General features: G+C 60.1%; 20 protein-coding genes and 2 pseudogenes. 13 read left to right on the top strand and 9 right to left on the bottom strand.

Translation table 11 applies throughout. The features are described from left to right. Positions 1-66 precede the first annotated feature (66 nt). Positions 67-1,509, top strand: a complete 1,443-nt coding sequence (locus tag VOI21_RS24080; RefSeq protein WP_323772522.1) for an NAD-dependent succinate-semialdehyde dehydrogenase — start codon at positions 67-69, stop codon at positions 1,507-1,509. 51 nt (positions 1,510-1,560) lie between these two features. Here VOI21_RS24080 and VOI21_RS24075 read toward each other — a convergent pair whose 3' ends face one another. After that, a complete protein-coding gene (locus VOI21_RS24075; protein WP_323772521.1) occupies positions 1,561-2,415 on the bottom strand; it encodes a DUF4437 domain-containing protein in 855 nt (284 codons plus the stop codon). A 564-nt stretch (positions 2,416-2,979) separates the two neighbouring features. On the opposite strand from VOI21_RS24075, the gene VOI21_RS24070 reads away from it, so the two are divergent. The 4 genes from VOI21_RS24070 (at position 2,980) to VOI21_RS24055 (ending at position 6,828) form a co-directional block, all read left to right on the top strand. Then, positions 2,980-3,762, top strand: a complete 783-nt coding sequence (locus VOI21_RS24070) for an SDR family oxidoreductase (protein ID WP_323772520.1) — start codon at positions 2,980-2,982, stop codon at positions 3,760-3,762. Between the two features lie 65 nt (positions 3,763-3,827). Then, entirely contained in the window at positions 3,828-4,370 is a 543-nt protein-coding gene (locus VOI21_RS24065; RefSeq protein WP_323772519.1) for a TRAP transporter small permease, read from the top strand. 73 nt (positions 4,371-4,443) lie between these two features. Further along, positions 4,444-5,730, top strand: coding sequence for a TRAP transporter large permease (locus VOI21_RS24060; protein WP_323772518.1), 1,287 nt, complete (start codon positions 4,444-4,446; stop codon positions 5,728-5,730). Positions 5,731-5,775: 45 nt separating this feature from the next. Next, positions 5,776-6,828, top strand: coding sequence for a TRAP transporter substrate-binding protein DctP (locus VOI21_RS24055; RefSeq protein ID WP_323772517.1), 1,053 nt, complete (start codon positions 5,776-5,778; stop codon positions 6,826-6,828). Between the two features lie 39 nt (positions 6,829-6,867). On the opposite strand, the gene VOI21_RS24050 is transcribed toward VOI21_RS24055, so the two are convergent. Continuing rightward, the gene (locus tag VOI21_RS24050) at positions 6,868-7,239 is read right to left on the bottom strand and encodes a helix-turn-helix domain-containing protein (protein WP_323772516.1); all 372 of its coding nucleotides are present in this window, start codon (positions 7,237-7,239) and stop codon (positions 6,868-6,870) included. A 158-nt stretch (positions 7,240-7,397) separates the two neighbouring features. Here VOI21_RS24050 and VOI21_RS24045 point away from each other — a divergent pair, with 158 nt between their 5' ends. Together VOI21_RS24045 and VOI21_RS24040 are read left to right on the top strand one after the other, a co-directional pair. Further along, on the top strand, positions 7,398-8,420 hold the full coding sequence (locus VOI21_RS24045) for a zinc-binding alcohol dehydrogenase family protein (RefSeq protein WP_323772515.1): 1,023 nt from the start codon (positions 7,398-7,400) through the stop codon (positions 8,418-8,420). Between the two features lie 41 nt (positions 8,421-8,461). Next, positions 8,462-9,190 carry a glucose 1-dehydrogenase gene (locus VOI21_RS24040; protein ID WP_323772514.1) on the top strand — a complete coding sequence of 243 codons (729 nt, stop codon included), beginning with the start codon at positions 8,462-8,464 and terminating at the stop codon, positions 9,188-9,190. 128 nt (positions 9,191-9,318) lie between these two features. Here VOI21_RS24040 and VOI21_RS24035 read toward each other — a convergent pair whose 3' ends face one another. The 3 genes from VOI21_RS24035 to VOI21_RS24025 form a co-directional block, all read right to left on the bottom strand. Further along, positions 9,319-10,434, bottom strand: a complete 1,116-nt coding sequence (locus VOI21_RS24035) for a mandelate racemase/muconate lactonizing enzyme family protein (protein ID WP_323772513.1) — start codon at positions 10,432-10,434, stop codon at positions 9,319-9,321. A 16-nt stretch (positions 10,435-10,450) separates the two neighbouring features. Next, positions 10,451-12,055, bottom strand: coding sequence for a choline dehydrogenase (locus VOI21_RS24030; RefSeq protein ID WP_323772512.1), 1,605 nt, complete (start codon positions 12,053-12,055; stop codon positions 10,451-10,453). Between the two features lie 80 nt (positions 12,056-12,135). Next, positions 12,136-13,017 carry a 3-keto-5-aminohexanoate cleavage protein gene (locus tag VOI21_RS24025; RefSeq protein ID WP_323772511.1) on the bottom strand — a complete coding sequence of 294 codons (882 nt, stop codon included), beginning with the start codon at positions 13,015-13,017 and terminating at the stop codon, positions 12,136-12,138. A 219-nt stretch (positions 13,018-13,236) separates the two neighbouring features. On the opposite strand from VOI21_RS24025, the gene VOI21_RS24020 reads away from it, so the two are divergent. Beyond that, positions 13,237-14,001: an SDR family NAD(P)-dependent oxidoreductase gene (locus VOI21_RS24020; protein ID WP_323772510.1), complete on the top strand. Its 765-nt coding sequence runs from the start codon at positions 13,237-13,239 to the stop codon at positions 13,999-14,001. 18 nt (positions 14,002-14,019) lie between these two features. Here VOI21_RS24020 and VOI21_RS24015 read toward each other — a convergent pair whose 3' ends face one another. Then, positions 14,020-14,730, bottom strand: a complete 711-nt coding sequence (locus tag VOI21_RS24015; RefSeq protein WP_323772509.1) for a GntR family transcriptional regulator — start codon at positions 14,728-14,730, stop codon at positions 14,020-14,022. A 180-nt stretch (positions 14,731-14,910) separates the two neighbouring features. Here VOI21_RS24015 and VOI21_RS24010 point away from each other — a divergent pair, with 180 nt between their 5' ends. The 4 genes from VOI21_RS24010 to VOI21_RS23995 are packed head-to-tail and all read left to right on the top strand — an operon-like array spanning position 14,911 to position 18,983. Then, a complete protein-coding gene (locus VOI21_RS24010) occupies positions 14,911-15,615 on the top strand; it encodes a CoA transferase subunit A (RefSeq protein WP_323772508.1) in 705 nt (234 codons plus the stop codon). After that, positions 15,615-16,238, top strand: coding sequence for a 3-oxoacid CoA-transferase subunit B (locus tag VOI21_RS24005; protein ID WP_323772507.1), 624 nt, complete (start codon positions 15,615-15,617; stop codon positions 16,236-16,238). The genes VOI21_RS24010 and VOI21_RS24005 overlap by 1 nt, the downstream gene beginning before the upstream one ends. 28 nt (positions 16,239-16,266) lie before the next feature. Continuing rightward, complete coding sequence (locus tag VOI21_RS24000; RefSeq protein WP_323772506.1) at positions 16,267-17,055, top strand: 3-hydroxybutyrate dehydrogenase; 789 nt, start codon at positions 16,267-16,269, stop codon at positions 17,053-17,055. 11 nt (positions 17,056-17,066) lie between these two features. Then, the gene (locus tag VOI21_RS23995; protein WP_323772505.1) at positions 17,067-18,983 is read left to right on the top strand and encodes an acyl CoA:acetate/3-ketoacid CoA transferase; all 1,917 of its coding nucleotides are present in this window, start codon (positions 17,067-17,069) and stop codon (positions 18,981-18,983) included. Between the two features lie 21 nt (positions 18,984-19,004). On the opposite strand, the gene VOI21_RS23990 is transcribed toward VOI21_RS23995, so the two are convergent. The 3 genes and pseudogenes from VOI21_RS23990 to VOI21_RS23980 form a co-directional block, all read right to left on the bottom strand. Continuing rightward, positions 19,005-19,535, bottom strand: coding sequence for a gamma carbonic anhydrase family protein (locus VOI21_RS23990; RefSeq protein WP_323772504.1), 531 nt, complete (start codon positions 19,533-19,535; stop codon positions 19,005-19,007). 54 nt (positions 19,536-19,589) lie between these two features. Then, the gene (locus VOI21_RS23985; RefSeq protein ID WP_323772503.1) at positions 19,590-20,570 is read right to left on the bottom strand and encodes a LacI family DNA-binding transcriptional regulator; all 981 of its coding nucleotides are present in this window, start codon (positions 20,568-20,570) and stop codon (positions 19,590-19,592) included. Between the two features lie 424 nt (positions 20,571-20,994). After that, positions 20,995-21,267, bottom strand: a pseudogene (locus VOI21_RS23980) (integrase core domain-containing protein); the annotation flags it as partial. A gap of 108 nt (positions 21,268-21,375) precedes the next feature. Between VOI21_RS23980 and VOI21_RS23975 the strand changes: the two are divergent. Further along, positions 21,376-22,197: pseudogene (locus VOI21_RS23975) on the top strand (IS481 family transposase); the annotation flags it as partial. Between the last annotated feature and the right edge of the window lie 129 nt (positions 22,198-22,326).

The following is a 22,326-nucleotide window of genomic DNA, read 5'->3' as shown; positions in this document are numbered from 1 at the left end:
GAAAACGACATCGCGGGGCAACAGGGCGGGTAACGCCACCTTGCGACAGCAAAAGGGAACGAAATCATGAACGCCTATCCAGACCTAAAACTGTTGATCAACGGCGAATGGCGGTCCAGCGCGACCGGAGCCACGTTGGATGTCATCAACCCCGCCACCGAAGAGGTGCTGGGCGCCTTGCCCGCCGCCGCGCCCGAAGATCTGGATGCGGCGTTGCAATCGGCCAAACGCGGTTTTGCCACGTGGCGGGCCATGTCGCCCTATGCGCGGGCGCAGATCATGATGGATGCTGCGCGCCTGATCCGTGAGCGGACAGAGGCCATCGCCGCCGTTGTGACGCTGGAAAACGGCAAGCCGCTGGCCGAGGCGCGGATGGAGATCGGCACCGTCGTCGATATCCTGCAGTTCAGCGCAGAAGAGGGCAAACGCCTGCATGGCCGCATCGTTGAGGGCCGCGCCCCCGGAGTGCGGCACTATGTGGTCAAGGAACCTGTCGGCGTTTGTCTGGCGATCACGCCTTGGAACTTTCCGATCAACACCGTGGCGAAAAAGATCGGTGCGGCGCTGGGGGCAGGGTGCTCGGTCATCCTGAAGGCGTCGAATGAAACGCCTGCCTCGGCCATTGTGCTGGCGCAGGCGTTGGTGGATGCGGGTCTGCCAGCGGGTGTGGTGAACGTGGTGTTCGGCCCCTCGGCGCAGCTGACCAAGCACCTGATGGCGTCCGACATCGTGCGCAAGGTGTCGCTGACCGGGTCGGTTCCGGTGGGCAAGCAGCTTGCGACCTTGGCCTCAGACCGGATGCAGCGCCTGACGATGGAACTGGGCGGCCACGCGCCGGTGGTGGTGTTTGACGATGTGGATATCGGCAAGGCGGTCGATTTGTTGGTGCCGGGCAAGTTCCGCAACGCCGGGCAAATCTGTATCTCACCCACACGGTTCTTTGTGCAGGACGCGATTTATTCCGACTTTGTCGATGCTTTCACCGAACGGGCCGCCGCGATCAAGGTGGGCAACGGCATGGAAGACGGCACATTGATGGGGCCGCTGGCGAACTATCGGCGGCTGAGCGCGATGGACAGCTTTGTCGAGGATGCGCGCAATCGCGGTGCGACGATCACCACCGGAGGTGAGCGGATCGGCAATCACGGCTATTTCTTTGCCCCCACGGTGATCAAGGACGCGCCAGACGACAGCATGGTGATGACCGAAGAACCGTTTGGCCCCTTGGCGCCGATGACGCGCTTTGGGTCGATCGACGAGGTGGCGGAACGCGCCAATGCGCTGGAACTGGGGCTGGCGTCCTATGCGCTGACCAATTCGCTGGATCGCGCGACGCAGATCGGGGACGCACTGCAGGCGGGGATGGTGGGCATCAACACGGTTGCCGTCGCCATTCCCGAGACACCCTTTGGTGGGGTGAAGGAAAGCGGCTACGGCGTTGAGGGCGGGCCTGAAAGCCTGGAACATTACGTGGTGCCGAAATCCATCGCGCAAAAGCCGTTCCTGTAACCGGCTGTGTCGGCCGCATCGTTTCAATGCGGCCGACCTGTTTACATGCGGTTACGACGCCGTGAGCGCATATTTGCCCTCGGTGTGCATATACAGGATGCAATCCGCGTCGGCGCCACAGGAAACGGCATGCGATGCATCCCCTTTGGAGCCGAAATAACTGCCCGGATTCAAGGTGTTGACTGTTTCTTCGCCCGATAGCGTCACGCTGGTGCTGCCCTGAACGGTGACGGCGCGCATGAGGGGCGCATCGGTGCTGAGCGTTCCGGCATAGCCTGCGGGCAGCTTGATAAATGTGCCGTTCTTTTCATTGCCCTCAAGACTGCCCCAGAGGAACGCAACCTGGGCGCCGCCGTCGCCGTCCACCCATTTCACGTCTTCTGCGTCCAGCCACATGATGTTGCGGGTCTCAAGGTTGACCGGAAGCTCTCCGCCATCAAACGCCTCATCCGCAGGTTTGACCAGATATGGCCCGGACAGGATTTCGAGAAAGATCATCGACCGTTCGCCATCGGCGCTTTCGGCGGCGGTGATGTGGTTTTCGCCCAGCGGCTGTGTCCAGAACGACCCCGGACCCATCCACAATTTGGCGGCGTCGGGATCGTCGTTATGCACGACGCCGCTGATCACGACAGCACGGTAAGTGATGTTGTGAATGTGTGGCGGCGATTGGAACCCTTCGGCAAAGGTCACCAACATGCCCGATGGCACGTCTTTGCGGATATCGCCCCACAGTGCGCCGGACCGTGGGCTTGCGTCGCCCCGCGCCGGATTCAGCGGGATGAATTCGACATCTGTGTCCTTGACCAGCTCATTGCCGGAATGTGCGTCGGCCATGGTCTGCGTCGCCCCAAGTGCCGCCAGCATCAGCGCCAGCCCAAAGGCGGGAAGTCTCGTCGGTTTCATGTCATCTCCTCCATGTTGACATTTCGTGACAAGGCTATGGTTTTAGATGTACCTACTTTTTTGCAAGTAGGTACATTTTTCCCTGTTACGCACAAAGTTTACCTTTTTGGGACTGTCGCTGGGTGACGGTCATCAGATCGCGCGCAGGTGTGTTTTTTGTCAAACTGTATTGTTATATAGTTCTATATGTTTTAATGTTCATGCAGGGAGACGGCAATCACGATTCGGGCGGCAGGCATCCAAACCAGCCCACCCCGCGCGATGCCAAACAAGGGAGGGACACCGCCGTAAGTCTTGGGCAAAGGGGCGCAATAGGCCCGTTTTCTGAATTCGGTTTCATTGCGATCAGCCTAAAGCGTTGATTGGCGCAGCGACACTGTTGGGGACGTGTCAGCACCCCAAAACAGCCGGAAAATCCCATGCTTACAAAAATGTGTGTACTTGCATTTTGATAAGGACAAATCGATCCTTTCCCAAATGCACGACGCAATAAAATTTCGGTCCCCAAGGGCCGTGGCCATAGCCGCGCCCATAGGCCCCCCGAGTTGAGGAGAAGACGACGCTATGACCAAAGAGCTTGCCGGAAAAACAGCAGTTGTGACAGGGGCGGGTCGCGGTCTTGGGCGATCTATTGCGATCTATTTTGCACGGGCCGGGGCCGATCTGGCGATCTGTTCGCGCACAATGGCCGAGCTGGAGGCCGTCAGGGCCGAGGTCGAGGCAGAGGGCGTGCGCTGCTTTGTCCGCGCGGTGGATCTGTCGAACGAACCCGCGACACAGACCTTCTGCGAGGATGTTTTAAAGGAATTCGGCAAGGTCGATGTGCTGGTCAACAACGCTGGCTCGGAACTGGAAACGGGCCGTATCGACGCGTCTGACCCGGCGAAGTGGTGGAAAACCATCGAGATCAACGTGCGCGGCCCCTATATGGTGACGCGCTTCCTGCTAGAGGGCATTTCCGAGGGTGGCAAGATCATCAACGTGACCTCTGGCATGGGAAAACGGGCGGGCGACAAAAACAGCTCGTACCACATCTCAAAGGCGGCGATGAATATGTTCACCGATGCGCTGGCGAACGAACTGTGGTCGCGCAAGATCGACGTCAACAATCTGATCCCCGGCCCTGTCGCCACCAGCATGTTGAACAAAGACGGCCCCGAAGGTCGCCGCACCACCCCCGAAGAAGTGCTGGAACGGTTCGCCGATGGTGTGCCCCCCGGTTTCCCCGAATGGGAACGGCTAAAGCACCCCGACGAAATCGGCGAACTGGCGCTGTACATGGCGACGCGCCCGGTTGGCGGCCCGACCGGCCAGACCTTTTCCCTGGCGCGACGCCCACTGGGGTAACGCCGACGGGGCAATGAACCAGCCGCCATATGCCGCGGCTGACGGGCAGAGGGAGGGACGTAGAAATGAAGATGGTGATCTCAGGGTTGGACAAGACCAACATCCTGATTTGCAAGGGCCTAAGATGGCTCACGATTACACTGATGGCTTTGATCATGCTGAACGTTTTTGTCGGCGTTTTCTGGCGGTACGTTCTGAACAGTTCGCTGCCGTGGTACGAAGAGGCGGGCAAATACATGATGTTCTGGCTGGTCTTTGTGGCCGCGCCGATCGTGCTGAAAAACCGCGGGCAGATCGCCTTGGATATCGTTCCGAACATGCTGCCGCCGCGCCTGCGGAACGTCAACTATTTGATCATCTATTCCGTGGTCTTCGGGCTGATGTGCATCTTTGTCTGGCAGGGCTATAGCCTTGCTTGGATCGCGCGCAAACAGCAGCCTTCGTCGTTCGAGCTTTCGTTTTTCTGGATCTACTTCGCCATCCCGTTCGGGAGCGCAATCATGGCTCTGATTTCGTTCGAGTTCTCGCTGACCGCCCTGCTTGGAATATTCAGGCCCGACGACATCGACCTAGAGCCGGGCAGCATGATCGACAATTCACTTTCCTGACACGGCCTGACGGCTTTCGGCAAAAGACCGGACCCCTGCCTAGCCGCAGCGGGCTCTGAGGAGGAGATACACCATGCCTTTGACGTTTTTCTGGGTCTTTCTGGGCCTGATGGTCGCCGGGATACCGATTGTGTTCGCGCTGGCGGCGGGGCCCTTGGCGGGGTTCCTGATCGCGGATCAACCCGCCTTCATGAAGATGTTGCCGCAGCAGATGTTCGGCGGGATTGCGCAATTCCCGATCCTTGCGATCCCGCTGTTCATCCTTGCCGGTGAGGTGATGAACGTCTCTGGCATCACCAAAAGCCTTGTGACCTTTGCCAATGTTCTGGTGGGTCACGTGCGGGCCGGTCTGGCGCAGGCCAATATCGTGGCCTCGATCATGTTTGCTGGCCTGTCCGGGTCGGCTGTGGCGGATACTTCGGCGCTGGGGTCGATCTTTATCCCGGCGATGGAAAAGGACGGCTATTCCCGCGCCTTTGCGGCGGCGGTGACGGCGGCGAGTTCGGTCATCGGGCCGATCATTCCGCCCAGCATCATCATGGTGATCTATGCCTATGTAATGAACGTGTCCGTCGCCGCACTGTTCCTGGCGGGCATCATACCAGGCATCATGGTGGGAGTCGGTCTGATGGCGGTCACCGCGATCATCGGCAAGCGCCGCAATTACCCCAAGGCCCACCGCCGCGCCACCAGCGGAGAAGTCTGGACCGCGTTCAAACCCGCCTTTCTGCCGCTACTGACGCCGGTGATCATCCTTGGCGGCATCGTGTCGGGGATTGTGACCCCGACCGAGGCGGCGGGGGCAGCGGTGTTCTACGCGCTGATCCTGTCGATGCTGATCACCCGCACGGTCAAGCCCAAGGACCTAATCGGCATCTTCTACCGCACCGGGCTGGTTTCGTCATCAATCCTGCTGATCGTCGGATCGGCCACTATCTTTGGCTGGGCGGCGACAGTGTCGGGTGTGCCTCAGTCACTGGGCAAGATGCTGTTTACCATCACCGAAAACCCGTTCCTTTTGCTGCTCTTGGTCAATGTTCTGCTGCTGATCATCGGCATGTTTCTGGATGCGGTGCCTGCGATCCTGATCCTTGGGCCGATCTTTGCCCCCGCGCTGGCCCAAGTGGGCGTCGACCCGGTGCATTTCGCCATCATCATGTGCGTCAACGTCACCGTCGGTCTGGTGACACCGCCGATGGGGATGATCCTGTTCGTCGCCTCGGGGCTGACCCGAACCGGGATCGAGGTGATTTCCAAGGAGTTGTGGCCCTACCTCGCCGTGCATTTTCTGGTGATCATCCTGATCTCGATGGTGCCGGCGCTGACCCTGACGATACCGAAACTCTTTGGCTTCATGTGAGCACGAAGCCGTCACGAAACGATCCAGACTTAAGGGAGGAACCAAATGTCTGTCTCAACAAAACTCAATACCCTCACCATCGGGCTTACCAGCGTTCTGGCCATGACATCCGCCGTTCAAGCCGCTGAATACACGCTGAAAATCGGTCACGTGGCCGCCGTCAGCCAGCCGCTTTCGACCTGCGCCGAAGTGATGAAATCTCATGTCGAACGGTATTCGGGCGGGCGCATCGAGGTGCAGCACTACCCGGCTGGACAGCTTGGCAATTTTCGCGCGAACGTCGAGGCGGTGCAGATCGGCACGCTGGAAATGACGCTGACCTCGGGCGGCGGTATCGCCAACTTCTTTGGTCCCATCCAGGCCTTTGATATCCCCTATCTGTTCGCCAACGATCAGGTGATGGACAAGGTCATGGCCGACAAGGAACTGACCGAGAAACTGCGCGCCGACGTGCTGGACGCGACGGGCACCGTGCGCCTGATGGGCATGACAGGCGGTGTTGGCTGGCGCGATTTCTTTGCCAATGTGCCGGTCAAAACTGCCGCTGATCTGGAAGGCGTGAAAATGCGCACCGTGGAATCGCCGGTTTCGATGGAATTCGCCAGCGCGCTTGGCATGAACCCGACGCCCGTGCCGTGGCCCGAACTGTATACCTCGCTTGCGACGGGTGTGGTCAATGGCACCAAGAACGCGCTGTCGGATGTGGTCGACACATCCCTGAACGACTACGTCAAATACGCGGTCGCCGATCACCACACCCACAACCTGATCTTTTGGTGGATGGCTGATAGCTGGCTGCAACGCCTGCCCGAAGACCTGCAGGGCGTGGTGGCGGATGGCTTTCACGAGCTGACCAAAACCTGCAACGGCCTGCCCGGCGCGCTGTACCTTGAGAAATACGAAAAATTCGTCGCCTCAGGTGGTGAAGTCCATATTCCGTCGGAAGAGGAAAAAGCCACCTTCCTGCCCGGCCAGCAGCCGGTGATCGACTGGTTCGTGGATAAATACGGGTCGGAATACTACGACCTTGTGCAGGCTGCCGTGGCCCGCGCCAATGCGGAAATCGAGGCCGAAAAAGCCAGCTTTACCGGAAAGTAATACCTGCGCCAGCCCTGCAGCCGGGGCTGGCGATGGGGGTCAGGCGGCATCATCCGCTGTCGTCTGATCCCCTGCCTCTTCGGTCAGTTTGCGTTTTTTAAAGGCAATGCCCCATTCCCGCATCACCGAAAGGACAGGTTCCAGTGACCGCCCAAGTTCTGTAAGTTCGTATTCGACCCGCGGCGGCACTTCGGCAAAGACATGGCGCTTGATGACGCCGTCGGACTCTAGTTCGCGCAGTTGTAGTGTCACCATGCGTTGGGTCGCGTTGGGCATGTTGCGGCACAGTTCGCCAAACCGCAGCCGCCCGACAAGCAGATTGCACAGAATGACCGGCTTCCACCTGCCGCCGATGACGCTCAGCGTTGCTTCGACGTTGCTGCCGGTTCTCCAGTCATACTTTCGGGCCATGCGGCGCACCTCGGGAATTGGGTCATTGGTCGTCGTGAAGCTAAGAGAAGCAGAGATAACAGTCAATAAACGCAAATACTGACGGAAATGTAAGTGGCGCAGATAGAGGTGCCTTGTCGCATTCCGAGATCATTCGAGTTGCCATTCTGGAGAGTGAAATGAAGGCTTTGGGATACACGCAAAAGGGGGCGATTTCTGAACCCTCTTCTGTCGTGGAATTTGAAACCGACCAGCCGACACCGGGGGCGGGCGATCTGCTGGTCGAGGTGCTGGGCGTGTCGGTCAATCCGGTCGATGTCAAAGTGCGCGCCAACCGGCGGCCGCCCGGCGACGCGCCGCGTATCTTGGGGTTTGATGCCGCCGGTATCGTCCGCCAGACCGGCGCGGCGGTGAAGGGGTTCAAACCCGGCGACGCTGTTTTCTACGCGGGAGAGTTTACGCGCCCCGGTTCGAACGCCGCCTTTCAGGTGGTGGATGAACGGCTGGTGGGGCGTAAGCCGAACTCACTAGGGTTCGCTGAGGCAGCGGCGCTGCCGCTGACCAGCATCACGGCGTGGGAAATCTTGTTCGACTGTTTTCGGGTCGCCGAAGGCGGCGGCGCTGGAGATGCGGTTTTGATCATTGGCGGGGCAGGGGGCGTTGGGTCGATCCTGATCCAGCTTGCCAAGCAGTTGACCGGCCTGACCGTCATCGCCACCGCATCGCGCGACGACACCCGCGCCTGGGTCACGAAGATGGGCGCGGATCATGTCATCGACCACCACAAACCGCTGGACGCGCAGGTGGCGGATTTGGGACTGCACCCGCGCTATGTTGCCTCGCTGAACCAGACGGGTCGGCATTTTGCGGCCATCGTAGAACTGATCCAACCGCGCGGCCACATCTCCCTGATCGACGATCCGCAAGGGATTGATATCACGGCGATCAAGCTAAAGGCGCTGACGCTGAGTTGGGAGTTCATGTTTGCCCGGTCGATGTTCCAGACCGACGACATGCAGGCGCAAGGCGATCTATTGGGCCGCGTTTCGGCGCTGGTGGATGAGGGGCGGTTGGTCACGACAGCCAACCGGCATCTTGGTCCGCTGACGGGGGACAGCCTGCGCGCGGCATTGACCGAACAGGACAGCGGTGCGGCCATCGGCAAGATCGTTCTGGACGGTCTTGGCAACGCTGCGGGCTAAGGATTGGCCGCGGCTGCGGCATCGAATGAAAGGATACAGATATGAACCGTCTCGACAACAAAATCGCCATCATCACCGGCGGGGCGAACGGGCAGGGGGCGGTCGAGGCCGAACTGTTCATCGAGGCCGGCGCAAAGGTTGTCATCACCGACATCAACAGCACGGCAGGCGAAGAAACCGCCGCGCGTCTTGGCGATAAATGCACCTTTGTCCAGCATGATGTGAGTTCCGAGGAAGACTGGGCGCGGGTGGTCCAGACAACGCTGGACCTGCACGGCCAGATCGACGTGCTGGTGAACAACGCGGGGATTTTCAAGGTGCTGACGCTTGAGGAAACAGACCTCAAGGTTTGGGAGCAGACCGTGGCGATCAACCAGACGGGTGTGTTTCTGGGGATGCGTGCGGTCGCTCCGGCGATGAAGCAGAAAAAATCCGGCAGCATCGTCAACATCTCGTCCATCGCTGGGCTGACATCGGCCAAGGCGCACGCCTATTGCGCCACCAAATGGGCGGTGCGCGGCATGTCCAAGGCGGCGGCGGTGGAATTCGGCCCGTCGAACATCCGCGTGAATTCGGTCCATCCCGGTTTCATTGATACGCCGATGCTGGATGCCCACGGCGTGCCGCGCGAACAGCTGGTTGCCAAGGTGCCGCTGGGCCGCACCGCTGAGGTGATCGAGGTGGCGCGGGTTGTGCTGTTCCTTGCGTCAGAGGACAGCAGCTATTGCACTGGTCATGAGTTTGTCGTCGACGGCGCGATCAAAGCCTGATCGCCCGGCGCGGGCCTGCCCCGGTTATAACACGCGCTCCCGGTCGTGGCCGGGGCAGGTCATCGGATTGGTTAGAAAGCAGAAAAGGGGGCCGCGATGGCCCCCTTTGTTGTTCGGTCGGTCTGGGATCAACCGAAGGCGCGGTCCAGTGCGGCGGTGTTCACGCCCAGACCGGGGGCATCGGACAGAGTAACCCAACCGTCGGTCAGGTTCAGCGGAAAGACCTCATCGCGAAAGGTGTTTTCGTTGGCGTCGCATTCCAGCAAGCCCGGCCCGCCAGCGGCGGCCAGCAGATGCGCCGAGGCCGCCAATGCGATCCCGCCGCCAAGGGAGTGCGGGCAAAAGGTCAGGCCGTGTGCCACCACATCCCGCGCGACGGGCAGGCATTCGGTAAAGCCGCCCCATTTGGCGATATCGGGCTGCACAAAGTCCAACCATTTGTCGCGCGCCACGGCATCGTATTCGGCGCGTGTCTGAAAATTCTCCCCCCCGGCGAGGGGCACCGAGGTTGCGAATTTGAGCGCGTGCCACTCGGCAACCGGGACATCGACGGCCATCGGTTCCTCGATCCATAGGGGCGCGTGCGGCGTGATCCATTGCATGGCGGCTGTCGCTTGTTCTGGTGTCCAGCCTTGGTTGGCGTCCAGTAAGAACGCCTCGCCCTGTTTCAGATCCCCGGCGATGGCGGCCACATTGGCGCGGTCGGTGTCATCGCCAAAGCCGACCTTGAGCTTGAAATTCCGGTGGCCGTTGTGCCGGGCGCGGGCAACGGTGTCCAGAACGCCAACCGGGTTGATACCGCTGGCGTAGGCCGGGATGCGGTTGGTGTCCGCACCTAACAGGGCGTACAGCGGCTGTTCATTGCGTTTGGCGATCATGTCCCAAACGGCGATATCGACGCCTGCAATGATCTGGGCAATCGGTCCCGGTTCGCCGGTTTGCAGCCGAAGGATGCGCAGCTTGGCGGTCATCGCCTCGTAGCACGCCTGCGGATTGACAAAGTCCAAACCCACCATGCGCGGGGCGATTTCTGTATCTACCAGACGGACGCGGTGTTCAGCGCCGCAGACAGGGAAATTGCACCAAACCTCGCCATAGCCTTGCACGCCTGATTGATCGGTGACCCGGATCAGTAGGGTGGGGCGGTCGTGCATGATGCCAAATGACGTGCGCACCGGGGTCGAAATGGGCGTGCGCACCAGTTTTGCCTCGATCGCGGTCAGGTTGAGGGTTGTTTTCGTCATTTCTGCGGTCCTTGCGTCATGTTTTGCGCGCGTCTTCCAGGATCATGTCGCTGGCTTTTTCGGCGATCATCACGGCGGGGGCGTTGGTGTTGCCCGACACGATTTCCGGCATGATCGAACAATCGACCACCCGCAGGCCGTTGATGCCATGCACGCGCAGCCGGTCATCGACCACGGCCATGGGATCCGCGCCCATCTTGCACGACCCGGTTGGGTGATAGACGGTCGTCGTATTGCTGCGCACCCAATCTAGGGCGGCGTCGTAATCATCCAGATCCAGATCGCGGGGCGGGCGGAATTCTTCGGTGATCTCAGCGGCCAAAGCGCTTTGCCGCGCGATATTGCGCGAGATGCGGACGCCTTCGACGGTCTTGCGGCAATCGCTGTCGGTCGCCAGATAGTTTGGCTGGATCTTTGGCGGCAGGGACGGGTCCGCCCCGGCAAGCGTGATCTCACCTTTGCTTTCGGGGCGCAGCACGCAAACCGTCGCGGTAAAGGCGGAAAACGGATGCACGCCCTCGGCGGGGCTGTCCGCCGACCAAGGGTTGATGTGGAACTGAATGTCGGGGGTGTCCAGATCGGGAGAGGTGCGCAGAAAGCCCGCGACCATGCTGGCCCCCATAGTCATCGGCCCGTTGCGTTTCAGGCCATAGCGCATAGCGGTTTTCGCCTTGGCAAAGAGGCTGCGCACCTCGTCATTTACCGTCTTGTTGCGAGTCTTAAAAGTCGTGCGGGCCTGTAGATGGTCCTGTAGGTTCTTGCCCACGCCCGGCAGATCATGCTTGGGCGCGACGCCCGCCTTGCGCAGCTCTGTCCCGTTGCCGATGCCCGACAGCATCAGGATTTGCGGCGATCCGACCGCGCCAGAGGACAGGATCACCTCACGCCCGGCACTGATGCTGCGCACTTGTCCAGTGCGGTCGATGATTTCCACGCCCACGGCGCGGGTGCCGTCCAGCACGACCTTGCGCACCTGCACATTGGTCATGATCTCTAGGTTGGCGCGGTTCTTAACCGGCTTGAGGTAGCCCACCGCCGTGCTGCACCGGCGGCCATTACGGATGGTCAGCTGGTAGTACCCGACGCCTTCTTGCGTGGTGCCGTTGATGTCGTCATTGGCGGGATATCCGGCCTCTTGCGCGGCGCGCATCCAGGCATCGCAGATCGGATGGGTGTAGGCCGGATCAGACACTGCCAGCGGGCCATCGGCCCCGTGCAGATTGTCCGCGCCGCGTTCGTTATCCTCGGACCGTTTGAAATAGGGCAGAACATCGTCCCAGCCCCAGCCGGTATTGCCCATCTGCCGCCAGCGGTCGTAATCCTGCGCCTGCCCGCGCACATAAAGCAGCCCGTTCAACGCCGACGATCCGCCCAGCACCTTGCCCCGTGGCCATTTGATGGATTTGCGGTTCAGGCCGGGGACGGGTTCTGTCGTGTAGCACCAGTCATAGCCGGGGTTGTTCATGGTCTTGAAATACCCGGCGGGCACGTGGATCCAAGGATAGCGGTCCTTTGGTCCCGCCTCGATCAGCAGCACCTTGTTCTTGGGGTCCGCGCTTAGCCGGTTGGCCAGCACACAGCCGGATGACCCCGCCCCGACAATGATGAAATCCGCCTGCATGTCAGCTCCTGATTATGGGACGTGGCACAGGTGATCGGGCGGGGGCGTTTATCCCCGCCGCGACACCGATTTGAATGGGATCAAAGAGGCTTCAACCCAAGGATTTCGCGCGCCTCGGTCGGGGTGGCCATGCTGCCGCCCAGAGAGCTCACTATGCTCACGCCCTTTTCGACCAGCTGCGCGTTGCTTTTGCACAGCTCGCCCTTGTCGATATAGACCGTGTCCTCCATTCCGATGCGGACATGTCCGCCCATCAGGAAGGACAGCGCCATCATGCGGTAGGCGTTTTTGCCAATGCCAAAGGCGGCCCATTCACTGTTCTCGGGCAGTTGCGAAATCAGGTAAGCCAGCGTTTGGTAGTTCGCAGCAGAGCCAAAGTTGATGCCCATGACAAACTGGAACATGGCAGGGGATTTCAGGATGCCCTTGGCAAGGAAATCCTTGGCCATGTTCAGATCGCCGGAATCAAAGATCTCGATCTCGGGCTTGGTCCCGGCCTCGGTCGCGATGTCGGCCATGACCTGTAGCGTCGGGGGCGTGTTGATCACGGTCCACGACTTGTTGACCATCGTGTTGAAATCCAGCGTGCAGATTTCGGGCTTTAGCTCTTTGACATGCGCAGACCGCAGGGTGGGATGACACAGGGTCGTGCCGGGGCCCGCGATGCTGGGATTTTCTTCGCTGGGGACATAGCGCTGCCCTTCGCCGGTGGTCAGGTTGATGACAATGTCCGACCCGGCATCGCGGATGCGGTCAACGACCTCTCGATACAGGTTAATGTCCATCGACCCTTTGGCCGTTTCTGGGTCGCGCACATGCATGTGCGCGATGGCGGCACCGGCCTTGCCCGCTTCCACAGCGGCCTGAGCGATCTGCTCTGGCGTCACAGGCAGGTTTCCGTTTTGCGATGGCATGGTTCCGTTGCCGGTAACCGCGCAGGTCATGATGGTTTTCTTGGCCAAGTCAGGCATCCTTTTCTGATTTGGGCAGTTTCCAAGGCGCGAATGCCTTGGCGGGTAGCCCATTGCGGGCCGTCGAATGTGGCCTCGTAAATTTCTATTGTTATAAACTACTATATGTTTTAATGTTTGTCAAACGCGCCAATCGCCAAATGTCGAGCGGTTGGGCGCTTGACCAAACGCGCCCGCACCGGGCTGACGAGATTAGGGAAGAGAAAAGCCATGAAAAATCAGATTGATAAACCCCGCACTGCGTTGGTTACGGGCGGCGCGTCTGGTATCGGGCTTGCCAGTGTCGCCGCGCTTGCCCAACAGGGTGTCCGGGTCGCGATGAACCACCTTGAGGACGATTCGCAGGGGCCCGAGCAGATCGAAAAGCTGCGCGCTCAGGGGCTGGACGTGATCTCGGCGCCGGGCAACGTGTCGATCCCCGGCAATGCCGAGGCGATGGTCGAAAGGGCCATCGCTGATCTGGGCGGGCTGGATTATCTGGTGAACAATGCCGGTATTGCAGGCACTCGCGACCCGATTCCGGCGTCTGAACTGGACCGCATCGACGAAGAGCTCTGGATGGCGCTGCTGAACACAAACCTGATTGGGGTATTCCGCTGTTCCAAGGCTGCGGCCACGGCCCTGCGGGATTCGGGCGGCGCGATTGTCAACACAGCCTCGACCGCTGGTATGGGTCTTCAGGGCAGCAGCACGCCCTATGCAGCCAGCAAATCCGGCGTTGTTAGCGTCACGCGGTCATTGGCGCGCGGTCTGGCTCCCGACGTGCGGGTCAATGCGGTGGCACCGGGCCAGGTCGCCACGCCATGGACCAAGGACTGGCCGCAGGAACGCAAAGAGGCAGCTCTGAACAAGATGCTGATCAAGCGGCATGTTCAGGCTGAGGATGTAGCCCAGACCATCGTTTACCTGCTGACCGGCGCGCCGATGATCACCGGGCAGACCATCGTGATCGACGGCGGCATGACCGTATCGTGATCTAATTCGGCGATCTGACTATCCGTCAAAGTCGATCCGGAATTCCAGCGCGTCACCCGGATAGATCAGATCGCCAAAATAGACCAGCTGATCTGTATCGTCCTTCACCTTGCGCACCACTTTGAACACTGGCGAATTCACCTCGACTTGCAACCCTTCGGCCATTTCCAGATCGGCAGAGGCCAGCGCCACGGTCTGCGTAGCCGAGCCAAGCGAAATCCCAAGATCCTTAAAGGCCAGAACAATCAGTTCGGTCTCAAACTTTTCAGGAGCACTGTCGAAAATGTCTCTGCGCAGGTTCACGTCCAACAGGCAGAACGGCTTGCCCCCCAGTTGGTGGCGCCGCTTCAACCTCTTAAAGGCTGTGCCGTCGACGATGACATCGTCTAGCGGCGAGGTGTCGGTGCTTAGCAACACTTCGAGAGGCATGTCACCGCCCAGAAGTTGGGACATTTCGGATTTCACCGAAAACACCCGGCGCGGCTGGATGTCGATGTGTTTGACAAAGGTGCCGCGCCCGGATGTCCGTTCGATCAATCCCTCGGCGTCCAGCGCGTTCATCGCCTCGCGGACTGTCAGGCTGGTGACGCCAAAGACTTCGGCCAGTTCCTTGAGCGTTGGCAGCTTGTCCCCGCTTTTCAGTTCGCCATTGCGAATTTGGTTTCGCAACAGCGACGCGACTTCGACGTGTAATGGAACATGGGACCGGCGCATGGAACGGAGAGACACGGTGGCTGACCTTTCAAAAGTCGGAAACATAAAGACATATATAACTATCCGCGCTGCGGCACAACATGGCACGAAATTGCAAGCGCGCTGACCAATCCAAGGCCCTTCGGTTGGATCTGAGGTCGAGGGCAAAACCCAACTTGCCGCCCCAATAATTCCGGCCGGTACGAAAGGAACGTGATGAACAAAGTGTTTGATTCACCCGAGGCCGCTCTGGATGGCGTGTTGCACGACGGCATGCTCATCGCTTCGGGCGGCTTTGGCCTCTGCGGCATTCCGGAGCTGCTGATCGACGCCATCGTCGAGAGCAAAGTCAAGGATTTGACCGTTGCCTCCAACAATGCCGGGGTTGACGATTTTGGCCTGGGCAAGCTGCTTGCCACCAAGCAGGTCAAGAAGATGATGTCGTCTTATGTTGGCGAGAATGCCGAATTTATGCGCCAGTATCTCAGCGGCGAGCTTGAACTGGAGTTCAACCCGCAAGGCACGCTGGCCGAACGTATGCGCGCCGGTGGGGCAGGGATCCCCGGTTTCTACACCAAGACCGGCGTCGGCACGGTGATCGCCGAAGGCAAGGACGTGAAATCCTGGAACGGTCAGGACTACATCCTCGAAGAAGGCATCTTTGCCGATCTCGCCATCGTCAAGGCGTGGAAAGCCGACGACACCGGCAACCTCATCTTCCGCAAGACCGCCCGCAACTTTAACCCGCCAGCGGCGATGTGTGGCAAGATCTGCGTTGTCGAGGTCGAAGAGATCGTGGAACGCGGCACGCTTGATCCCGATCGCATCCACCTGCCGGGCATCTACGTGCACCGCATCATTCAGGGCGACCACGAAAAGCGTATCGAACAGCGGACCGTCCGCAAGCGGGAGGAAGCATAATGCCCTGGGATCGCAATCAGATGGCCGCGCGCGCGGCAGAAGAGCTTGACGACGGGATGTATGTGAACCTTGGCATCGGCATCCCGACGCTGGTGGCCAACTATGTCGGCGACAAGGACATCACCCTGCAGTCGGAAAACGGCATGTTGGGCATGGGTCCGTTTCCGTTTGAGGGCGACGAAGACCCGGACCTGATCAACGCGGGCAAGCAGACGATCACCGAACTGGCCCGCACCTCGTACTTTGACAGCGCGACCTCGTTCGGGATGATCCGCGGCGGCAAGATTGCGGCGGCGATCCTTGGCGCGATGGAAGTCGACGAAAAGGGCGATCTGGCGAACTGGATGATCCCCGGCAAGCTGGTCAAAGGCATGGGCGGCGCGATGGACCTTGTGGCTGGTGTCGGCAAGGTCATCGTGGTGATGGACCACACCAACAAGCACGGCGACAGCAAGGTGCTGAAGGAATGCACCCTGCCGCTGACGAGCAAAGGTGTGGTTGATCGGATCATCACCAATCTGGGCGTGCTGGACGTGGTCGAAGGCGGTCTGAAGATCGTCGAATGCGCCGAGGGCGTCACCGAAGACGATCTGCGCGCCGCGACGCAGGCGACCATTCTTTAACCACGAAACGCCAGTTTTGGAGCAAGAAATGACTGATTTGAACGGAAAGACCGCAATCGTGACGGGATCAACGTCGGGGATTGGTCTGGGGCTGGCGCGTGGCTTTGCCAGCGCGGGCGCAAATGTCGTGCTGAACGGCTTTGGCGATGCGGCGGAGATTGAGGCCGCGCGGCGCGAACTGGATGCCCTTGGCGCGGGCCGCGTGATTTACGACGGCGCCGACATGACCAAACCGGACCAGATCGAGGCGATGGTGAACTCCGCCGTAGCAGAATTCGGTGCGGTCGATATCGTGGTCAATAACGCCGGTGTTCAAACCGTGTCGCCGATCGAGGAATTTCCCAAGGACCGTTGGGACATGATCATCGACATCAACATGAACTCGGCCTTTCATGTGGTGCGCGCCGCCGTCCCGGGGATGAAGGCGCGCGGTTGGGGGCGGATCCTGAATATTGCCTCGGCGCATGGGCTGGTCGCCTCACCGTTCAAATCGGCCTATGTCACGGCAAAACACGGTGTTGTCGGCCTGACCAAGACTGTCGCGCTGGAGGTGGCCGAAAACGGCATCACCTGCAACGCGATCTGCCCCGGCTATGTGCTGACGCCGCTGGTCGAAAAACAGATACCCGACACGGCCAAAGCGCGCGGCATGACCGAAGATGAGGTCAAGCGCGACGTGCTTTTGGCGGCGCAATGGACCAAGAAATTCGTCACCGTTGAACAATTGGCGGGTGTGGCGCTGTTCCTGTGTTCTGATGTTGCTGAGAACATCACCGGCGTTGCCTTGCCGGTCGATGGCGGTTGGACAGCGGCCTGAGGATGGAAGCCATGCGCAACAAGATCGTATCAGCGGCGGAAGCGGCGGCATTGGTCAAGGATGGTGATACCGTAACGACCTCGGGGTTTGTGGGCATCGGCGTTCCGGATGAATTGTTGGCTGCAGTCGAGACACGGTTTTTGGAAACCGGACACCCGCGCGGCCTAGGCCTTGTCTTTGCCGCAGGGCAGGGCGACGGCAAGGACCGGGGGTTGAACCGGCTGGGGCATGAAGGTCTGTTGAAGCGGGTGATTGGCGGGCATTGGGGGTTGATCCCCAAGGTTGCTGCCTTGGCTGTGGCGGGCAAAATCGAGGGTTGGAACCTGCCCCAAGGCTGCATCAGCCAGCTGTACCGCGACATAGCGGCGGGCAAGCCGGGGATGCTGTCCAAAGTGGGGCTGGAAACATTTGTTGATCCACGGTTGGGCGGCGGTGCGATCAACGAAGGTTCGACCGCGGCGCAGGTTGAACTGATGGAAATCGGCGGCGAAGAGGTTCTGTTTTACCCGGCTCAACGTCTAAGCGTCGCGCTGTTGCGCGGGACCACGGCGGATGAGTCTGGCAATATCACGATGGAGCGTGAGGCCCTGACCATCGACAATCTGGCGCAGGCTATGGCGGTCAAGAACTCCGGCGGCGTGGTCATCGTGCAGGTCGAGCGCGTGGCTAGGGCGCGGACACTTGCCGCGCGCGAAGTGCAAATTCCAGGTATCTTGGTTGATGCTGTCGTGGTGTCGAAACCCGAAAACCACCTACAGACCTACGCGACGGCCTTTAGTCAGGCGTTTACCAACCGCATCCGCCCGCCAGAGGGAGAAATCCCGCCAATGCAACTGGATGCGCGCAAGATCATCGCGCGTCGCTGTGCTTATGAATTGCCGGTCAACGGGGTCGTCAACCTTGGGATCGGGATGCCCGAAGGCGTCGCCTGTGTCGCCGCCGAAGAAGGGCTGCTGGACCATTTGACCCTGACGGCAGAGCCGGGGGTGATTGGCGGGCAGCCTGCCTCGGGCCTAGATTTTGGCGCGGCGGTGAACACCGATGCGGTGATCCCGCAGAACAACCAGTTCGATTTCTACGATGGCGGCGGTCTTGATATGGCGTGCCTTGGGCTGGCGCAGGCCGACGCAGTTGGCAACGTCAATGTTTCGCGTTTTGGGACGCGGTTGGCCGGGGCAGGGGGCTTTATCAACATCAGCCAGAACGCCCGGGCAGTGGTCTTTGCGGGAACGTTCACGGCCAAGGGTTTGCAGGTTGGCATTTCCGATCTAGGGGTCGAGATCCAGCAAGAAGGCGCGCAGCGCAAATTCCTGCCGGAGGTCGAACAGGTCACATTTTCCGGCGCGCGGGCGGCGCGGCGGGGGCAAAAGGTGCTGTATGTGACCGAACGCTGCGTGTTTGAACTGACCACCAAGGGGCTGAAGCTGATCGAGGTCTCCCCGGGTATCGACGTTGATCGGCATGTGCTGGCCCTGATGGATGTGGCGCCGATTATTGATGAGGTGCAGGTGATGGATGCCCGGATCTTTGCCGCCCGCGAAATGGACCTGCGCACTGATTTGCTGCATCTTGACCTGCCGGACCGGATCGCGCTGGATGCGGACCGCGACCGGCTGTTTCTTAACTTTGAAAAGATGCGAGTCAGAAGCGACGAAGACGTGTCGCGGGTCGGCACCTTGGTGGCCGCTGCCTGCGCCCCGCTTGGGCGGCGCGTGGATGTGCTGGTGAACTACGACGGCTTTCGCATCGACGAAACGCTAGAGCTCGGTTGGGCGCGCATGGTCGAAGACCTGACGCAAACATACTACCGTACCGTTTCGCGCTATTCGGGGTCGGCCTTTATGCGGATGAAGCTGGGCGAGGTTTTTCCCGACGCGCGCACTCATATCTTTGAAACCGCCAAGCAAGCGCGCGCCTTTCTGGAATAAAGGCGCACACTGGGGCGAGCGTTATTCGACGACCGTCATTTCGGCTTCGAACCGCTTCCAGTTCTTGACGTAATTCTCGGCGGGCTTGCGCAGGGATGCCAGTCCCTCTGGGCCTAGTTCGCGCACGACTTTGGCCGGCGACCCCATAACCAGCGAACCGTCGGGGATCTCCTTGCCCTCAGTCACAAGGGCGCCTGCGCCGATAAGGCAGTTCTTGCCGATTTTGGCACCGTTCAGGATCGTTGCGCCCATTCCGACCAAAGTGCCGTCGCCGATGGTGCAGCCATGCACGATGGCGCGATGCCCGACGGTTACGTCATTGCCAATGGTCGCCGGAAAGCCGGGATCGGCGTGGATCATCGCGTGTTCCTGAATGTTGGTACCGTCGCCGATGGTCAGCGGTTCCTTATCGCCGCGCAGCACGGCACCAAACCAGATGCCGACGTCGCGCCCTAGGCGAACATCGCCAACGACATGCGCCCCCGGAGCGACCCAATAGGTGCCGGGGCCAGCGGTTTGCGGCGCAGTGTCGCCAAGTGCGTAGAGTGTCATGGTCTTGGTTTCCTTTCGATGGTCCGGGTGCGCGAAATCAATGCCCGCCAATTCCTAAGTGCTGCCGCGTTCAATGAGCTCAAACCCAAGGTCGATTTTTTGCGTTTCGGCGTTGGGGTTGTTGACCCGGTGCAAGATGCTTTGCGCGATCAGGCGGCCCATCGTTGCATGGGGCGGGCGAATGGTGGTCAGCGGTGGGCGGCTGGCCACGGCGGGATCAAGATCGCCAAAGCCGATGATAGACAGGTCCTGTGGCACGCGCACGCCCATGTCCTGCGCTCCGGCCAGCCCGCCAAGCGCCACGGCGTCACCGGAAAACGCGACTCCGTCGACATCGGGGGTGTCGGTCAGGATTTGGCGCATGATCGCAATCCCAGCGGTGGCGCTGCGTTCCGTCACTTCAACCACGCGGCCCGTTGCGCCGTCATGGGCGGCGACCACCTCCACAAAGGTTTCGGCCCGGACACGGGCGCGCGGATCATGGTTTAGCCTGTGGCCGACAAAGACGAGATTGCGGCGCTGTTTCGCGATCAGGTGTTTCGCCACGGCGCGGCCTGCGTCCTCCATCGAAAAGCCGATGATGTTGTCCAACGGCCTGCGGGTGAAATCCCACATCTCGTACACTGGGCAAGCCGCGCCAGACAGCAGACGGATTGCGCCGCGGCTGTGGTGAATGCCCGTGACGATCAGGGCTATCGGGTTCCAGCGCAAAAAGGCCTGTATCGCGTGCTCTTCGCGGGCGTCATCGTATTCGTAGGTGCCGATCATCAACTGAAAGCCAGAGTTTTCCAGTTCCGACGACATCGCCTGAAGCGACTGGCTGAAAAAAGCGTTGGCCAGCGTCGGGACGACCACGCCGACAATCGGCGTATGCGCGCCCGCCATCGAACTGGCGATGGGGCTGGGGGCGTAGCCCAGACGCTTGGCCGCGTCTTGAACGCGGGCGGCGATGTCTGGCGACGCGGAATTGGGGTTTCGCAACACGCGGGACACCGACGCCAAAGAGACGCCGGCCGCTGCCGCTACCTCCTGCATGCGCACCTGTTTGCGACTCTCGGGTGGTTTTCTTCTCACGGCTGGTTTCCGATATTATCGGTAAGATAACGTTTTCATGGTACATTGAAGGGGAAGGGTTTAGAAGATAGTAAACCAAAAATACTGAGTAAAGACGGAAACATGACGGAAGTGTTCTCTTGGGAAACGCTTTCATGAGCCATGTGCGAAACCCGGAATGAATCGACCCGTGAAGGGAGGCGCACATTAGTTTTTCGACTTTGGCTGCGCGCGATTGCACGACGCTGGCTTGCTCTGCATGAAGAAATCTAGTCACACGACCAAGAGCTTGACCGACTGGTCCGGGAGAAAGCACCCGAGCTGATGTAATCGCATGGCATCTCCACATTGACCGTGGCCGAGATGCTGGTAAACCCCCATTTTTGCGGGGGCTTGGACGTTGAATCTACGCGGCCATTCTCAGTTTCTGGGCGGGCGTCATGCCGCCGTTGCCCATGTTGAGGCGTTCGTTGGTGTAGGACCACAGCCACTCGGTGGCAATCTGCTGCACCTCGTCGATACTCTCGAAGATATGGAGGTCCAACCATTCGTGCCGGACCGTCCGGTTGTAGCGTTCGACATAGGCGTTCCGCTGTGGCTTTCCGGGCTGGATATGGGCCAGGGTGATGCCATTGCCCTCAGCCCCTTCCATGAGGGCTCCGCTGATGTATTCAGGGCCATAACACCTTCGGAATAACGCTGATTGAGAGGCTATGACCGCCTGCGCTGCCTGTTTGATCCCACGGTTTGATGGTGTGATCCTTTCTCAGGCTTGGAAGGAAGCACTATGGGACAAGTTCGTCATGGCAGCGCCACGACCACGCACGCCGTCAGAGCTGCAATACAGCGATCGGAGGCGTCGCTCGCGCAGCTGAGCCAAGAGCTGGGTATTAACCCCAAGACAGTTGCGAAGTGGCGGAAGCGGCAGACGGTCGAGGACCGCAAGACCGGGCCGCGGGAGCCGCGTTCGACCGTTCTGACCGAGGCGGAGGAGGCTATGATCGTCGCTTTCCGACGCCATACGCTGCTGCCGTTGGATGATTGTCTCTATGCCTTGCAGCCCTCGATCCCCCACCTGACCCGGTCAGCGCTTCATCGTTGCCTGCAGCGACATGGGATCTCGCGCCTGCCGGATGTGGATGGGGACAAGCCGAAGCGTCAGAAGTTCAAGCGCTACCCCATCGGCTTCTTCCACATAGACATCGCCGAGGTTCAGACTGTGGAGGGCAAACTTTTCCTCTTCGTAGGCATTGACCGGACCAGCAAGTTTGCGGTCACGCAACTGGTGGACAAGGCGGATCGGAAGACCGCATGGGAGTTCCTGGAGCATCTGCTCAAGGTCGTTCCATATCGCATCCATACGATCCTCACGGACAACGGTATCCAGTTCGCGGAGCAGCCTCGCAACCGGAACACGGCATCTTCCCGGCAGATGCGGTTCGACATGATCTGCGAGGCAAATGAGATCGAGCATCGGCTCACCAAGCCCAACCATCCCTGGACCAATGGCCAGGTCGAGCGGATGAACCGCACGATCAAGGAGGCGACCGTCAAACGGTACCATTACGATAGCCATAATCAGCTACGCACACACCTCGCGGACTTCATAGCTGTGAACAGGCATGCAACATTGACCCCGTAGCGGGGTGATCGGCGTCCAAAAATGACCCCCTTACACTGATGTGGATGATGCCCCCGAGGTCATCGGGGAGCACAGTGTGGGATGTTGGTTGTGGAG

The organism is Antarctobacter sp. (genome assembly GCF_034670325.1).
Lineage (GTDB): Bacteria > Pseudomonadota > Alphaproteobacteria > Rhodobacterales > Rhodobacteraceae > Antarctobacter.
Note: the sequence above shows the minus strand (reverse complement) of the source record. Positions and strands in the feature narration are given on the sequence as shown.

Bases quoted from the DNA above. Each gene is read 5' to 3' on its own strand.
- VOI21_RS24060 (WP_323772518.1), top strand. From the start codon at position 4,444: ATGCCTTTGACGTTTTTCTGGGTCTTTCTGGGCCTGATGGTCGCCGGG.
- VOI21_RS24035 (WP_323772513.1), bottom strand. From the start codon at position 10,434: ATGACGAAAACAACCCTCAACCTGACCGCGATCGAGGCAAAACTGGTG.
- VOI21_RS24055 (WP_323772517.1), top strand. From the start codon at position 5,776: ATGTCTGTCTCAACAAAACTCAATACCCTCACCATCGGGCTTACCAGC.
- VOI21_RS24080 (WP_323772522.1), top strand. From the start codon at position 67: ATGAACGCCTATCCAGACCTAAAACTGTTGATCAACGGCGAATGGCGG.
- VOI21_RS24010 (WP_323772508.1), top strand. From the start codon at position 14,911: ATGAACAAAGTGTTTGATTCACCCGAGGCCGCTCTGGATGGCGTGTTG.
- VOI21_RS24065 (WP_323772519.1), top strand. From the start codon at position 3,828: ATGAAGATGGTGATCTCAGGGTTGGACAAGACCAACATCCTGATTTGC.
- VOI21_RS24000 (WP_323772506.1), top strand. From the start codon at position 16,267: ATGACTGATTTGAACGGAAAGACCGCAATCGTGACGGGATCAACGTCG.
- VOI21_RS24050 (WP_323772516.1), bottom strand. From the start codon at position 7,239: ATGGCCCGAAAGTATGACTGGAGAACCGGCAGCAACGTCGAAGCAACG.
- VOI21_RS24020 (WP_323772510.1), top strand. From the start codon at position 13,237: ATGAAAAATCAGATTGATAAACCCCGCACTGCGTTGGTTACGGGCGGC.
- VOI21_RS23995 (WP_323772505.1), top strand. From the start codon at position 17,067: ATGCGCAACAAGATCGTATCAGCGGCGGAAGCGGCGGCATTGGTCAAG.
- VOI21_RS24005 (WP_323772507.1), top strand. From the start codon at position 15,615: ATGCCCTGGGATCGCAATCAGATGGCCGCGCGCGCGGCAGAAGAGCTT.
- VOI21_RS24070 (WP_323772520.1), top strand. From the start codon at position 2,980: ATGACCAAAGAGCTTGCCGGAAAAACAGCAGTTGTGACAGGGGCGGGT.
- VOI21_RS24040 (WP_323772514.1), top strand. From the start codon at position 8,462: ATGAACCGTCTCGACAACAAAATCGCCATCATCACCGGCGGGGCGAAC.
- VOI21_RS23985 (WP_323772503.1), bottom strand. From the start codon at position 20,570: ATGCAGGAGGTAGCGGCAGCGGCCGGCGTCTCTTTGGCGTCGGTGTCC.
- VOI21_RS24045 (WP_323772515.1), top strand. From the start codon at position 7,398: ATGAAGGCTTTGGGATACACGCAAAAGGGGGCGATTTCTGAACCCTCT.
- VOI21_RS24030 (WP_323772512.1), bottom strand. From the start codon at position 12,055: ATGCAGGCGGATTTCATCATTGTCGGGGCGGGGTCATCCGGCTGTGTG.
- VOI21_RS23990 (WP_323772504.1), bottom strand. From the start codon at position 19,535: ATGACACTCTACGCACTTGGCGACACTGCGCCGCAAACCGCTGGCCCC.
- VOI21_RS24075 (WP_323772521.1), bottom strand. From the start codon at position 2,415: ATGAAACCGACGAGACTTCCCGCCTTTGGGCTGGCGCTGATGCTGGCG.